The sequence below is a fragment of the Streptomyces sp. NPDC058308 genome, assembly GCF_042880275.1.
Lineage (GTDB): Bacteria > Actinomycetota > Actinomycetes > Streptomycetales > Streptomycetaceae > Streptomyces.
The window spans coordinates 132,847-145,538 of the sequence record NZ_JBHVZA010000005.1 but is presented as its reverse complement, the minus strand read 5'-3'; the positions used below and the strand labels follow the sequence as shown (position 1 = coordinate 145,538).

The 12,692-nt window shown below is 70.2% G+C and carries 12 protein-coding genes and 1 riboswitch; of the genes, 5 read left to right on the top strand and 7 right to left on the bottom strand.

The window, feature by feature from the left end; genetic code table 11:
- The first annotated feature begins 371 nt into the window (after positions 1-371).
- Positions 372-1,655 carry an esterase/lipase family protein gene (locus ACFVYL_RS09705; protein ID WP_389714171.1) on the top strand — a complete coding sequence of 428 codons (1,284 nt, stop codon included), beginning with the start codon at positions 372-374 and terminating at the stop codon, positions 1,653-1,655.
- Between the two features lie 104 nt (positions 1,656-1,759).
- Here ACFVYL_RS09705 and groL read toward each other — a convergent pair whose 3' ends face one another.
- The 4 genes from groL to thrC all read right to left on the bottom strand — a co-directional run bounded on the left by groL (position 1,760) and on the right by thrC (position 6,028).
- Entirely contained in the window at positions 1,760-3,385 is a 1,626-nt protein-coding gene (groL, locus tag ACFVYL_RS09700; RefSeq protein ID WP_389714170.1) for a chaperonin GroEL, read from the bottom strand.
- A gap of 318 nt (positions 3,386-3,703) precedes the next feature.
- Positions 3,704-3,907 carry a cold-shock protein gene (locus ACFVYL_RS09695; RefSeq protein ID WP_005315736.1) on the bottom strand — a complete coding sequence of 68 codons (204 nt, stop codon included), beginning with the start codon at positions 3,905-3,907 and terminating at the stop codon, positions 3,704-3,706.
- A gap of 420 nt (positions 3,908-4,327) precedes the next feature.
- Entirely contained in the window at positions 4,328-4,603 is a 276-nt protein-coding gene (locus ACFVYL_RS09690; RefSeq protein ID WP_389714168.1) for a MoaD/ThiS family protein, read from the bottom strand.
- A gap of 105 nt (positions 4,604-4,708) precedes the next feature.
- A complete protein-coding gene (gene thrC, locus ACFVYL_RS09685) occupies positions 4,709-6,028 on the bottom strand; it encodes a threonine synthase (protein WP_389714167.1) in 1,320 nt (439 codons plus the stop codon).
- Positions 6,022-6,192, bottom strand: a riboswitch (SAM riboswitch). (Overlaps the previous gene by 7 nt.)
- A gap of 136 nt (positions 6,193-6,328) precedes the next feature.
- On the opposite strand from thrC, the gene ACFVYL_RS09680 reads away from it, so the two are divergent.
- The 3 genes from ACFVYL_RS09680 to ACFVYL_RS09670 all read left to right on the top strand — a co-directional run bounded on the left by ACFVYL_RS09680 (position 6,329) and on the right by ACFVYL_RS09670 (position 9,022).
- Positions 6,329-7,273, top strand: coding sequence for a glucosyl-3-phosphoglycerate synthase (locus tag ACFVYL_RS09680; RefSeq protein WP_389714165.1), 945 nt, complete (start codon positions 6,329-6,331; stop codon positions 7,271-7,273).
- Between the two features lie 95 nt (positions 7,274-7,368).
- Positions 7,369-7,551, top strand: coding sequence for a hypothetical protein (locus ACFVYL_RS09675; RefSeq protein ID WP_389714163.1), 183 nt, complete (start codon positions 7,369-7,371; stop codon positions 7,549-7,551).
- A 64-nt stretch (positions 7,552-7,615) separates the two neighbouring features.
- The gene (locus tag ACFVYL_RS09670) at positions 7,616-9,022 is read left to right on the top strand and encodes a trehalose-6-phosphate synthase (RefSeq protein WP_389714162.1); all 1,407 of its coding nucleotides are present in this window, start codon (positions 7,616-7,618) and stop codon (positions 9,020-9,022) included.
- Positions 9,023-9,034: 12 nt separating this feature from the next.
- Here the strand turns inward: ACFVYL_RS09670 and otsB are convergent, their stop codons facing one another.
- From otsB to ACFVYL_RS09655, 3 genes are read right to left on the bottom strand one after another with little or no spacing between them, the layout of a single operon-like run.
- The gene (gene otsB / locus ACFVYL_RS09665; RefSeq protein ID WP_389714160.1) at positions 9,035-9,907 is read right to left on the bottom strand and encodes a trehalose-phosphatase; all 873 of its coding nucleotides are present in this window, start codon (positions 9,905-9,907) and stop codon (positions 9,035-9,037) included.
- A 19-nt stretch (positions 9,908-9,926) separates the two neighbouring features.
- Positions 9,927-10,190: a DUF3263 domain-containing protein gene (locus ACFVYL_RS09660; protein WP_389714159.1), complete on the bottom strand. Its 264-nt coding sequence runs from the start codon at positions 10,188-10,190 to the stop codon at positions 9,927-9,929.
- Positions 10,191-10,207: 17 nt separating this feature from the next.
- Positions 10,208-11,425: an ABC transporter substrate-binding protein gene (locus ACFVYL_RS09655; RefSeq protein ID WP_389714362.1), complete on the bottom strand. Its 1,218-nt coding sequence runs from the start codon at positions 11,423-11,425 to the stop codon at positions 10,208-10,210.
- 333 nt (positions 11,426-11,758) lie between these two features.
- Here ACFVYL_RS09655 and ACFVYL_RS09650 point away from each other — a divergent pair, with 333 nt between their 5' ends.
- Positions 11,759-12,652, top strand: a complete 894-nt coding sequence (locus ACFVYL_RS09650) for an SIS domain-containing protein (protein ID WP_389714157.1) — start codon at positions 11,759-11,761, stop codon at positions 12,650-12,652.
- The last annotated feature ends 40 nt before the right edge of the window (positions 12,653-12,692 follow it).

The window sequence follows — 12,692 nt, the reverse complement described above, 5'->3', positions numbered from 1 at the left end:
CCCGGCAACCATCAAAGACACCGGCCCACCGAAGCCCCGGGCCAACGCCCCCGCCCAACGCCCAGGCAGCTTCGCGACATACTTCCACCCCCCACCGCCCGCCCAGGGCCCCCGCCGCGACCCCGACTTGGCCGACGCGCCGCCACCCGCCCCCATACTCCCGGCACGCCCGCCCACGCCCCCCTGGCCAGACGCCCACGCCTCTCGCGCCCCACCCGTAAACGGCCGAAGCCGTCCTGTCCGAAAGGCCCCGCGCCACCACGCGGATCGGGCGCTCCCCCTACCCGGCGACTACCGGACGTACCAAAGATGGCACCGCACGTGACCGGCAAGTCCGCGTACACCAAGCCCGCGTACACAAGGGGACCCTCATGCCCAAGCCCAATGATCCCAACGCGTCGAACGAACCCCACGAGCCCGCCGATTCACAGATCGCCGCCGCCTTCGGGGCCGCCGCCCGCGTGACCCTGGCGCCCGGTTCGAAGGAGGCCAGGGAGCGGCCGACCGAGGCGCCGGCGCCGGACGACGAGTGGGCGCTGCCGAACGGCAGGGCCTGGGTGTACCTCGCCGACACCGAGCGGGGGCTGACCCGGCCCGTGATCCTCGCCGACGGATTCAGCAGCGGGCCCAGCGAGCTGAACTTCTCGTGGGAGATCCTGGAGTGCGGCCCGTACGCGTTCATCAGCGCGCTGCGCCAACGCGGTTACGACGTCGTCCTGATCGGCTTCGACGAGCGCAGCGCCTCCATCCTGGACAACGCCCAGGTCGTACGGGCCGCGATCCTGGAGGCGACAGCCCGGCGCAGGGGCGAGCACCCGCTGACCGTCGGCGGCTTCAGCATGGGCGGTCTCGTCGCCCGCTACGCGCTGGCCAGGATGGAGCACGACGGCGGCGCGGAGAACGACCACCAGACCGCCCTGTACTTCTCCTTCGACAGCCCGCACCGCGGCGCGTGGGTGCCCCTCGCGCTGCAGTCGTTCGCGCACTACATCCGGCGGCTCAACGCGGCGTTCTCGAACCAGATGAACAGTCCGGCCGCCCGGCAGCTGCTGTGGCAGCACATCGCCGAGTGGGACGACAGCCCGGAGACGGACAAGGAGCGGGTGGAGTTCCTCGCCGAGCTGGAGCGGGTCGGCGGCTGGCCGAGCCGGCCCCGCAAGATCGGCGTCGCCAACGGCGTGCGCACGGGTGAGGGGAACGGCATCCGGGGCGGGGAGCGGGCCTTCCACGGCAAGGGCCTCGCCATCACCGGCACCCGGCTGCACACGCAGCCCGCAGGACAGCAGCAACTCATCGCGCAGCTGCGGGTGGTGACCTTGCGCAAGCCGCAGATCCACACGTCGGGCATTCCGGAGATGGACGGCGCTCCTGGCGGCACCCTGGAGGGCTTCGGCATCCTCGCCGACGAGCTGGACAAGATCCCCGCGATCATCGGTCTCGGCTCCGATGCGGACATCCGCGAGCACTGCTTCGTACCGGTGGTCAGCGCCATCGCACTGCGCGACATCGACACCCACGAGAAGCTGTACGGCCCGGTCACGGCCTCGGCGGAGGAGGAGAGCGAACTGGACGAGTTCCTCTGCGCCTCCCAGAACGAGGGCCACACCTCGGTCACCGAGGAGCTCTGCACCTGGATCATGGCCCGCCTGCCGTAGTAACTCCGGCGAGGCCACGAACGCCGCAGGGGCGGCACCCTCCCGAAGGAGAGTGCCGCCCCTGCGTACGAGCTATGCGCTCAGGACGATCGATCCGCGAGGGATCAGAAGTCCATGTCACCGCCCGGCATGCCGCCGCCGGCCGGGGCAGCGCCCGCCTTCTCCGGCTTGTCGGCGATGACGGCCTCGGTGGTGAGGAACAGCGCGGCGATGGACGCGGCGTTCTGCAGGGCGGAACGCGTGACCTTCGCCGGGTCGAGGATGCCCTCGGCGATCATGTCGACGTACTCACCGGTCGCGGCGTTCAGGCCGTGGCCGACGGTCAGGTTGCGCACCTTCTCGACGACGACACCGCCCTCAAGGCCGGCGTTGACCGCGATCTGCTTCAGCGGGGCCTCGAGGGCCAGCTTCACAGCGGCGGCACCGGTGGCCTCGTCACCCTCGAGCTCAAGCTTCTCGAAGACGGCGGAGGCCTGGATGAGCGCCACGCCACCACCGGCGACGATGCCCTCTTCGACGGCGGCCTTCGCGTTGCGAACGGCGTCCTCGATGCGGTGCTTGCGCTCCTTGAGCTCGACCTCGGTCGCGGCACCGGCCTTGATGACGGCCACGCCGCCCGCGAGCTTCGCCAGGCGCTCCTGGAGCTTCTCGCGGTCGTAGTCCGAGTCGCTGTTCTCGATCTCGGCGCGGATCTGGTTGACGCGACCCTGGACCTGGTCGCTCTCACCGGAGCCGTCGACGATCGTCGTCTCGTCCTTGGTGATGACGACCTTGCGGGCGCGGCCGAGCAGGTCGAGACCGGCGTTCTCCAGCTTGAGGCCGACCTCCTCGGAGATGACGGTGCCACCGGTGAGGATGGCGATGTCGCCGAGCATGGCCTTGCGGCGGTCACCGAAGCCCGGGGCCTTGACGGCGACGGACTTGAAGGTGCCACGGATCTTGTTGACGACCAGGGTCGACAGGGCCTCGCCCTCGACGTCCTCGGCGATGATCAGCAGCGGCTTGCCGGACTGCATGACCTTCTCGAGGAGCGGAAGGAGGTCCTTCACGTTCGAGATCTTCGAGTTGACGATCAGGATGTACGGGTCGTCGAGCGACGCCTCCATACGCTCCATGTCGGTGGCGAAGTACGCCGAGATGTAGCCCTTGTCGAAGCGCATGCCCTCGGTGAGCTCGAGCTCGAGACCGAAGGTCTGCGACTCCTCGACGGTGATGACGCCTTCCTTGCCGACCTTGTCCATCGCCTCGGCGATGAGCTCGCCGATCTGGGTGTCGGCGGCGGAGATGGAGGCCGTCGAAGCGATCTGCTCCTTGGTCTCCACGTCCTTGGCCTGCTCGAGGAGGGCGCCGGAGACGGCCTCGACGGCCTTCTCGATGCCGCGCTTGAGGGCCATCGGGTTGGCACCGGCGGCCACGTTGCGCAGGCCCTCGCGGACCAGCGCCTGGGCCAGGACGGTCGCGGTCGTCGTGCCGTCACCGGCGACGTCGTCCGTCTTCTTCGCGACCTCCTTGACCAGCTCGGCGCCGATCTTCTCGTACGGGTCCTCGAGCTCGATCTCCTTGGCGATGGAAACACCATCGTTGGTGATCGTGGGGGCGCCCCACTTCTTCTCGAGGACGACGTTGCGACCCTTGGGGCCCAGGGTCACCTTGACGGCGTCGGCGAGCTGGTTCATGCCGCGCTCGAGGCCGCGCCGTGCCTCCTCGTCGAACGCGATGATCTTGGCCATGTGAAGTGGTCCTCCCGGACGGGGTGGAAACGCAAACGGATCTGGCTGGCGCCCGCGACGGACGGCCTGCAGCCCTTGTGGTTCCTTGCCCCACCCGGTCTGCGGGCCTCACCGACCCGATCCAAGTTCTGTCACTCTCACACGGAGAGTGCTAAGCCCAATGATTAGCACTCGACCCCTGCGAGTGCAAGCGCCTCTCGAGGATCCCGGACAGCTCGCGGGCGCGCGCCGCGCGTACTGCGCGCACACGAGGGGCCCGTACCCCTGACGGGATACGAGCCCCTCGCGATGCTTGCTTCGGTGGTCGGTCGCGCCGAGCTAGACGGCGAGCTTGACCATGTCCGCCTGCGGACCCTTCTGGCCCTGCGAGATCTCGAATTCGACTCGCTGACCTTCTTCAAGGGTGCGGTACCCGTCCATCTGGATCGCGCTGTAGTGGACGAAAACATCCGCACCACCGTCGACCGCGATGAAGCCGTACCCCTTCTCCGCGTTGAACCACTTGACGGTGCCCTGAGCCATGCCTAACTCCCCTATTACTGGCCCTTGCACAGGACCGCACTTCGCGGACCCGGGTCAGACCTCACCACCCACTGCTGGGGGTGTGCGCCGGAACGCGTCGACCGCCGCTGAATGTATCTGTCCAACTGCCGTCTGCAACAGGTCAATCGGACGAGAATTCTGGGCACGCCTGATCGGTAATATGCGGAGAATTCGCCACGATTCAGGGCAAGACGGGCCAGGCAAAAGCCACATAAGGTTCAAATGGGCAGCGCGCTTTGGCTACTTCTTGTCGACTCCGGGCCGACTTCGTATATGCGCTCGGCATTAACGGCGAAGCACTCTTCCCAACTGTACCGCGCTCAACCATGCAGAATTGCCCCCTCCGTTTCTCGAACGGAGAGGGCAATTCGGGTTAAGCAGGGTTCTTGCGGAAAAGGATCAGCCGCCGGCGACGGCCGGAATGATCGAGACACCCGCGCCGTCCGGGGTGGCCGTCTCAAGACCCTGCTCGAAGCGGACGTCGTCGTCGTTGACGTACACGTTCACGAAACGGCGCAGCTTGCCCTGGTCGTCCAGGACGCGGGCGGCGATGCCCGTGTGGTTCTTCTCCAGATCGGCGATGACCTCACCGAGGTTCGCCCCCTCGGCGACGACCTCGGCCTTGCCGTCGGTGTAGGTACGGAGAATGGTGGGGATACGGACGTTGACGCTCATGGGTTCACCTCGGAAGATCAGGGGGCAGCCCCGCAAGGGGCGCCCCGCCAGGGGCGCGGGGAACTGCGCGACCAGCCACAGCCGGTCCGCAGGGAAACAAGAAGCTCAGTCAGCCAGACCCGCGGAGCGAAACGCCTCAAGGCTCGGCTTGATCGTGGCGGTGGCCTGAGACCTCTCGGCGACAGCGTCCAGCGTCTTGAGCCCGTCCCCGGTGTTCAACACCACCGTGGTGAGCGAGGGATCGATGAGCCCCGCCTCGACCAGCTTCCGCGTGACGCCCACCGTCACACCGCCCGCGGTCTCCGCGAAGATCCCCTCACTCCGAGCGAGCAGCTCAATCGCGGCAACGACCTGCTCGTCGTTGACGTCCTCCACCGCACCGCCCGTGCGACGCGCGATGTCCAGAACGTACGGCCCGTCGGCCGGGTTGCCGATGGCCAGCGACTTGGCGATGGTGTCCGGCTTCTGCGGACGCACGACGTCGTGACCGGCCTTGAACGCGGTCGAGACCGGCGAGCAGCCCTCGGCCTGGGCGCCGAAGATCTTGTACGGCTTGTCCTCGACGAGGCCGAGCGCGATCAGCTCCTTCAGCCCCTTGTCGATCTTCGTGAGCTGCGATCCCGAGGCGATCGGAATGACCAGCTGGTCGGGGAGGACCCACCCCAGCTGCTCGCAGATCTCGTACGCGAGGGTCTTGGAACCCTCGCCGTAGTACGGCCGCAGGTTGACGTTGACGAAGCCCCAGCCCTCGCCCAGCGGGTCGCCGATGAGCTCGGAGCAGAAGCGGTTCACGTCGTCGTAGTTGCCCTCGATGCCGACGAGCTCGCCGCCGTACACCGCGGCCATGACGACCTTGCCCTGCTCCAGGTCGTGCGGGATGAACACGCAGGAGCGGAAGCCGGCGCGGGCCGCGGCGGCGCCGACGGCGCCCGCGAGGTTGCCGGTGGAGGAGCAGGAGAGGGTGGTGAAGCCGAAGGCACGCGCGGCTTCGAGCGCCTGCGCGACGACCCGGTCCTTGAAGGAGTGCGTGGGGTTGCCGGAGTCGTCCTTGACGAACAACTTGCCCTGTTCGACGCCGAGTTCCCTGGCGAGGTTGTCGGCCTTGACGAGCTTGGTCCAGCCGGGGTTCAGGTTCGGCTTGTCGGCGACGTCGGCGGGGACGGGCAGGAGCGGGGCATAGCGCCAGATGTTGGCGGGACCGGCCTCGATCTGCTTGCGCAGGGATTCCGGGTCGCCCAGCGGCAGGTCGTACGCGACTTCGAGGGGGCCGAAACACTCGACGCACGCGAAGATCGGACCGAGCGGGAACTTCGTGCCGCACTCCCGGCAGGAGAGACCCGATGCGGGGCCGAGGTCTACGGAAGAGGTGGTGCTTTCGGTGGCGACAGTCTGCACAGCCATGGAGGCGAGGCCCTTTCTCCTCATCTTCCTCGCGACGCATCTCGTCGCGAGACGGAATTGGCACCTTCCCGAGCCGGGAGCCTCGCGGCGCTGATCGCGCACACGGTGACACTTGCGTCTTGCGACGCGCGGCTGGGTGGTTGCCGGGGCTTCAACGGGCCGTATCCCTCTGCCCCTCTGGATGAGCGGTATTCGATTGTGTGACGCCCGGGACCCCCGACATGCGATGGTCACCGGCGTTGTTCAAGACTGTAACCGAAGCCCCGGACCCTTGAGATAGTCGTCCGAACCGCGAGATGGATCACATATGGGAGGACCGCGACCGTGCTGGAAGAGGCCGAACACTGGCTGAGCAGGCGTTCCTGGTCCGTCGCCGACCGCCCGCTGGACCTTCTGGTCGCCGCCAAACGCGCGTCCAACACCTCGGTGAGCGTCGTACTGCCCGCGCTCGACGAGGAGGGGACGGTCGGCGAGATCGTCGCCGAGATACGCCGCGCGCTGATGGAGGAGGTTCCGCTGGTCGACGAGCTCGTGGTGATCGACTCCGGCTCCACGGACCGTACGGCCGAGGTCGCCTCGGCGGCGGGTGCCAAGGTCGTCCACCGGGACGAGATCCTGCCGCGCGTGGCGCCGGTGCCCGGCAAGGGCGAGGTGCTGTGGCGGTCGCTGCTCGTGACGGGCGGGGACGTCGTCGCGTTCGTCGACGCGGACCTGCGGGAGTTCTCCGCGGACTTCGTCTCGGGCATCGTGGGCCCGCTGCTCACCGACCCGGACGTGGCCTTCGTGAAGGCGATGTACGACCGGCCCCTCGGCGAGGCGGCGGGCCAGGGCGGCCGGGTGACGGAGCTGATGGCGCGCCCGCTCCTGAACATGCACTGGCCGCGCCTCGCGGGGTTCGTCCAGCCGCTGGGCGGCGAGTACGCGGCGCGCAGGTCGCTCCTTGAGCGGCTGCCGTTCCCCGTCGGGTACGGCGTGGAGCTCGGGCTGCTCGTCGACGCGCTGCACACCGTGGGTCTGGACGCGCTCGCGCAGGTCGACGTGGGGGTGCGCAGGCATCGGCACCAGGACGGGCGGGCGCTCGGGCGGATGGCGGCGGCGATCTACCGGACGGCGCAGCTGCGGCTCGCGCGCGGCCATCTCCTGCGGCCCGAACTGACGCAGTTCGAGCGGGGCGAGCAGGGGTTCGTGCCGCGGACGTACGCGGTCGACACGGAGGAGCGGCCGCCGATGACGGATATCGCCGAGTATGCGCATCGACGCGTGGCGTAACCCCCGCCGATGATGTGCTTTGCCTATATTGCCCCACTATGCGGATCGGAACGGTGTGGCGCAGAACTGTGCGGGTCGGCGGAGTCGGGCAGGCCATGAGAGCCATACGGCGGGCCGGCGCGGTGAGCCTCGTCCCCGCCACACTCGCGGCGGGCGCGCCCGCCGGTGAACTCGCCACGACCGGCGACTCCCGCGCCCTGCTGTACGGCGGGATCGCGGTCGCGCTGTGCGTCCTGGGCGCGCTGCTGCTCGCCGCCGGGCGCGGGCGCGGGGACTGAGCGGCCGGGGACCGAACAGGGGCCGTACGTTTGCCCGCCCCCGGGACGGGCTACGTTCTGCCACATGGTCTCCGAGTCCGCATCGTCAGCAGCGCAGGTACTGGTCGCCTCCAACCGCGGCCCCGTCTCGTACACGGTGGGAGAGGACGGGGAGCTGACCGCCAAACGCGGCGGCGGCGGCCTGGTCTCCGGGCTCAGCGCCATCGGCGACGAGGCGGACGCCCTGTGGGTGTGCGCGGCGCTCGGCGACGGCGACCGCGAGGCGGTGCGGCGCGGCGTCGGCGAGGACGGCGTCCTGATGCTGGACATCGACGCGGACGTCCACGCGGACGCGTACAACGGCATCGCGAACTCGGTGCTGTGGTTCGTCCACCACATGCTCTACCAGACCCCGCTCGAACCGGCTTTCGGGCCGGAGTTCCGCGCACAGTGGGCGGCGTACGAGACGTACAACCGCGCCTTCGCCGAGGCACTGGCCGCGCAGGCGGCGCCGGGCGCGGCGGTCCTCGTGCAGGACTACCACCTGGCGCTGGTGCCCGGCATGCTCCGCGAGCTGCGCGAGGACGTGCGCATCGGCCACTTCTCGCACACCCCCTGGGCGCCCGCCGACTACTTCCGGATGCTGCCGGACGACGTCGCCGAACAGCTGCTGCGCGGGATGCTCGGCGCCGACCGGCTCGGCTTCCTCACCGGGCGGTGGGCGGACGCGTTCACCGAGTGCTGCGTACGGATCGTGGGCGGGACCACGGGCACCCGGATCGGAGTGCACGGGCTCGGCGCCGACGCGGACTTCCTGCGGGAGCGGTCGCGGCGGGACGACGTCGAGGACCGGATGCGGGCGCTGCGTGAACAGGCGGGCGAGCAGGACGGGGAGGCCCGCAAGCTGATCGTCCGGGTGGACCGCACCGAGCTCTCCAAGAACATCGTGCGGGGCATGCTGGCCTACCGCGAGCTCCTCGACACCCACCCCGAGTGGCGCGAGCGCGTCGTGCACGTCGCCTTCGCCTACCCCTCACGGCAGGACCTCGCGGTCTACCGCGACTACACGGAAGAGGTCTCCCGGGTCGCCGCCGACATCAACTCCCGCTACGGCACGCCCGGCTGGACCCCCGTCGTGCTGCACGTCAAGGACGACTTCGCGCGCTCCCTCGCCGCCTACCGCATGGCGGACGTGGCCCTGGTCAACCCCATCCGCGACGGCATGAACCTCGTCGCCAAGGAGGTCCCTGTCGTCTCCGACGAGGGCTGCGCGCTGGTCCTCTCGCGGGAGGCGGGGGCGTACGAGGAGCTCGCCGAGGACGCGCTCGGCGTGAACCCGTACGACGTGACGGCCACCGCGCGGGCCCTGCACGCAGGCCTCGTGATGCCCCTGGAGGAGCGCGCCGAGCGCACCAAGCGCCTCGCGGCGGCGGCGACGGCGCTGCCGCCCGCGCAGTGGTTCCTGGACCAGCTGCACGCGCTCACCGGCTGAGCGCGGCGCCGGTCAGGGCAGTCGGGCCACGATCGCCGACAGCAGCCCCACGACCCCGGGCGGTCCGTCGACCACCAGGTCGGCCCGCCCGGCAAGGTCCGTGACCTCCGTGCTGCCGCTGCACACGAGGAGCCCCGCGACACCGTCCGAACGGAGCTTCTCCACCGCGCCGAAGGCCGGCAGGTCGCCGAGGTCGTCGCCCGCGTAGAGGACGGATTCGGCGCCCACCTCGCGCAGGTACTCCTCAAGGGCCACGCCCTTGTCCATCCCGGGCGGCCGCAGCTCAAGGACCATGCGGCCCGGTTCGACGATCAGTCCGTGCCGGGCCGCCAGTTCGGCGAGCGGCTCGCGCAGCGCGTCGAAGGCGGCCTGCGGGTCCTGCGCGCGGCGCGTGTGGACCGCGACGGCCCGGCCCTTCTCCTCTATCCAGGTGCCGCGCCAGGCGTCGATCGCGTCGAGGAACCCGGGCAGTTCGGCGCGGACCGCCGCGACACCGGGGTGCGGTTCGGCGGCGTGCACCGTGCCGGTGACGGCGTCCCAGCGCTCGGCGCCGTAGTGCCCGAGGACCACGAGGTGCTCAAGGCCCGCCACGCCCGCGAAGCCGCCGTAGCGGACGGCGACGCCCGCGGGGCGGCCCGTGACCACGGCGACCGACCGCAGGCGCGGCGCGAGCGCGGCGAGCGCGGGCACGGCGTCGGGGTGGGCGCGGGCCTGCTCGGGGTCGGCCACGATCGGGGCCAGCGTGCCGTCGAAGTCCAGCGCCACGACGGCCCGTTCGGGCCGGGCGAGGAGTGCGGAGAGCCCGTCCCGCCCGGCGGGCGTCACGGGCTCGGGCAGGCCGGGGCGTCCGGGCCTGTCGGGCTGCGCGTACGTAGGGTCACCCATGGGCCCGACCCTAACGGCGTCAGCGCTCGTCGCGCCGTGACTCCCGCACCCGGCGCAGCCGATTGACCGTAATCGGGTCGTGGGCGAGCGCCCGCGCGTCGTCCAGGAGAGCGTTCAGTACCTGGTAGTAGCGCACCGGCACCATGCCGAGCTCCTCACGGATGGCGCGTTCCTTCGCCCCCGGGCCCGGCCACGACCGCCGCTCCAGGGCGAGGACGGCACGGTCGCGCGCGGAGAGCTCCTGTGGCCCCTGACGGTTCACGCCGACTTCCCCACGGTCCATGCCCGACACGCTATGCCCTACTCGGCGTTCTCCGCGGCGACCGCCCGGTTCTGGATGCCCTTCAGCACCGAGTCGGGGTTGCCGCCCTGCGCGACGGTCTTGCCGATGTCCTTCTTGATCTGCGCCGAGACCTCGGCCCAGGACGTCTTGCCCACCGGGTAGAGCTGCGAGGTCGGGAGCTCGTCGAGGAACTTGCCGAGCTCGGTGTGGCCGCGGTCCTTGGCCATCGCCTGGGAGGCGGACGTCGTCACCGGCAGGATGTCGTACTCGTTCGAGAAGTCGAGCACGTTCTTCTTGCTGTACACGTAGTCGAGGAACTTGCCGGCCTCCTTGCGGTGGCCGTTCTGCTTGAACGCCATCATCCAGTCGGCGACGCCCATGGTGGCCTGCGCCTTGCCGTTGACGCCGGGCGCCGGCACCATGCCGAACTTCACGCCCTTCTTCGCGGCCATCTTCATCAGCGTCGGGTGGCCGTTGAGCATGCCGACCTCGCCGCGCGAGAACGCCGCGAACGCCTCGGCCCGGTTCATCTCGCCGGGCGCCGTCGGGCCGGTCAGGCCCTCGCCGACGAGGTTGTCCCTGAGCCAGCCGAACGTCTTCGCGTTCTGCTTGGAGTCGATGTCGTACGAGCCGACGTTGTCGGTGTAGCCGCCGCCGCCGCTGAGCATCCACATCAGCGTCTCGGCGGGCGCCTCCTCGGGGCCGAGGGGCAGCGCGTACGGGATCTTCACACCGCGCGCCTTGAGCGCCTTCGCGTCCGCCTTCAGCTCGCTCCAGCTCTGCGGCGGGGTGAGGTGGGCGTCCTTGAAGAGCTTGGTGTTGTAGAAGAGCAGCCGGGTCGAGGAGGCGAACGGCATGCCGTACTGGATGCGGTTGACCTCGCCGGCCCGGGAGAGCGGGGCGAGGAAGTCCGCCTGGGTGGCGATCGAGAGGAGCTCGTCGGCCTCGTAGAGCTTGTCCTGCGCCGCGTAGTCCGCGTACGCGCCGATCTGCGCCAGGTCGGGGGCCTCGCCCTTCTTGACCATCTCCTTGACCTCGCGGTCCACGTCGTTCCAGGAGTGGACGGTCACGTCGACCTTGATGCCGGGGTTCTCCTTCTCGAACCCCCTGGCCAGCTTGTCCCAGTACTTCTTGGAACTGTTCGCCGCGGAGTCGCCGTAGTCCGCGGCCACCAGCTTGAGGGTGACGTCGCCCGAGTCACCGGGACCGCCGCAGCCGGCGAGAACGCCCGCCATGCCCAGTACGGCCACCGCCGCGGTCAGTCCTGTCACGCGCCGCTGCACAGCTGTCCCACCCTCATTGCTTCCGCGTCCCGGGGCTTCGCGCCCCAATGCCCTTGAACTGCGAGTTTCCCCCGAGTCCGGACACAAGGTCTACACCACCCGCATATCACTTGTGCAACGGCCTCCACAGCGGCCCCACCAGCACCCCCGCCGCCGCCCTGCCGCCGCCCCGCCACCGCCCCGCCGGGTCGGTCCGCCGTTGCCGCGCCCGCCCACCGGCTGCTATGCACATCACGTTCATGCACAGCACGCCGGAAACCCCGTACTGACGAGGAGCCTTGCCGCATGTCGCGTACCGCAGCAGAAATAGCCACCCAGCCCGCCTGCTGGCGACGGGCGGTGGAGGCGGCCGCCTCCTTCGACGGGCTGCCGGAGCCCGGCGAGCGGGTCGCTGTCACGGGGTGCGGGACGTCGTGGTTCATGGCCATCGCGTACGCGGCGCTGCGCGAGGCCGCCGGGCTGGGCGAGACGGACGCCTTCGCGTCCTCCGAGTTCCCCGCCGGGCGGCGCTACGACCGGGTCGTCGCGATCACCCGCTCCGGCACGACGACGGAGGTCCTCGACCTCCTCACGCGGCTCAAGGGCACGGTCCCCACGCTCGCGCTCACCGCCGACCCCGAGACCCCCGTCATGGACGCGGCGGACGCCGTCGCGGTCCTCGACTGGGCCGACGAGGAATCGGTGGTCCAGACCCGCTTCGCGACGACGGCCCTGGCGTTCCTGCGGGCCGGGCTCGGCGACCTCCCCGGCATGAAGACGGTGGCCGAGGCGGCCGTCGACGCGGAGCTCGCCGTCACCGAGCCGCTGCCCGCGGCGGTCGTCGGCGCCGAGCAGTGGACGTTCCTCGGCCGGGGCTGGACGTACGGTCTCGCGCTGGAGGCGGCGCTGAAGATGCGGGAGGCCGCGAGCGCCTGGACGGAGTCCTACCCGGCGATGGAGTACCGCCACGGCCCCATCTCCATCACCGGCCCCGGCCGGGTCACCTGGATGTTCGGCACCCTGCCCGACGGCCTCGCCGGTGACGTGGCCCGCGTCGGCGGCGAACTGGTCGCACGCCAGGAAGCGGACCCGCTGGCCGACCTGATTCGCGCCCAGCGCCTCGCGGTGGCCCTCGCGGAGTCCCGCGGCTTCGACCCGGACCGCCCCCGCAACCTCACCCGCAGCGTCATCCTCACCTGACCCCGAGGGCGCGCACCCGAAAAAAGACCCCCGTCCACCA

What these genes read in the sequence shown, in the direction of transcription:
- ACFVYL_RS09705 (WP_389714171.1), top strand. Translation starts at nt 372, where the DNA reads ATGCCCAAGCCCAATGATCCCAACGCGTCGAACGAACCCCACGAGCCC.
- groL (WP_389714170.1), bottom strand. Translation starts at nt 3,385, where the DNA reads ATGGCCAAGATCATCGCGTTCGACGAGGAGGCACGGCGCGGCCTCGAG.
- ACFVYL_RS09695 (WP_005315736.1), bottom strand. Translation starts at nt 3,907, where the DNA reads ATGGCTCAGGGCACCGTCAAGTGGTTCAACGCGGAGAAGGGGTACGGC.
- ACFVYL_RS09690 (WP_389714168.1), bottom strand. Translation starts at nt 4,603, where the DNA reads ATGAGCGTCAACGTCCGTATCCCCACCATTCTCCGTACCTACACCGAC.
- thrC (WP_389714167.1), bottom strand. Translation starts at nt 6,028, where the DNA reads ATGAGGAGAAAGGGCCTCGCCTCCATGGCTGTGCAGACTGTCGCCACC.
- ACFVYL_RS09675 (WP_389714163.1), top strand. Translation starts at nt 7,369, where the DNA reads ATGAGAGCCATACGGCGGGCCGGCGCGGTGAGCCTCGTCCCCGCCACA.
- ACFVYL_RS09670 (WP_389714162.1), top strand. Translation starts at nt 7,616, where the DNA reads ATGGTCTCCGAGTCCGCATCGTCAGCAGCGCAGGTACTGGTCGCCTCC.
- otsB (WP_389714160.1), bottom strand. Translation starts at nt 9,907, where the DNA reads ATGGGTGACCCTACGTACGCGCAGCCCGACAGGCCCGGACGCCCCGGC.
- ACFVYL_RS09660 (WP_389714159.1), bottom strand. Translation starts at nt 10,190, where the DNA reads ATGGACCGTGGGGAAGTCGGCGTGAACCGTCAGGGGCCACAGGAGCTC.
- ACFVYL_RS09655 (WP_389714362.1), bottom strand. Translation starts at nt 11,425, where the DNA reads ATGGCGGGCGTTCTCGCCGGCTGCGGCGGTCCCGGTGACTCGGGCGAC.
- ACFVYL_RS09650 (WP_389714157.1), top strand. Translation starts at nt 11,759, where the DNA reads ATGTCGCGTACCGCAGCAGAAATAGCCACCCAGCCCGCCTGCTGGCGA.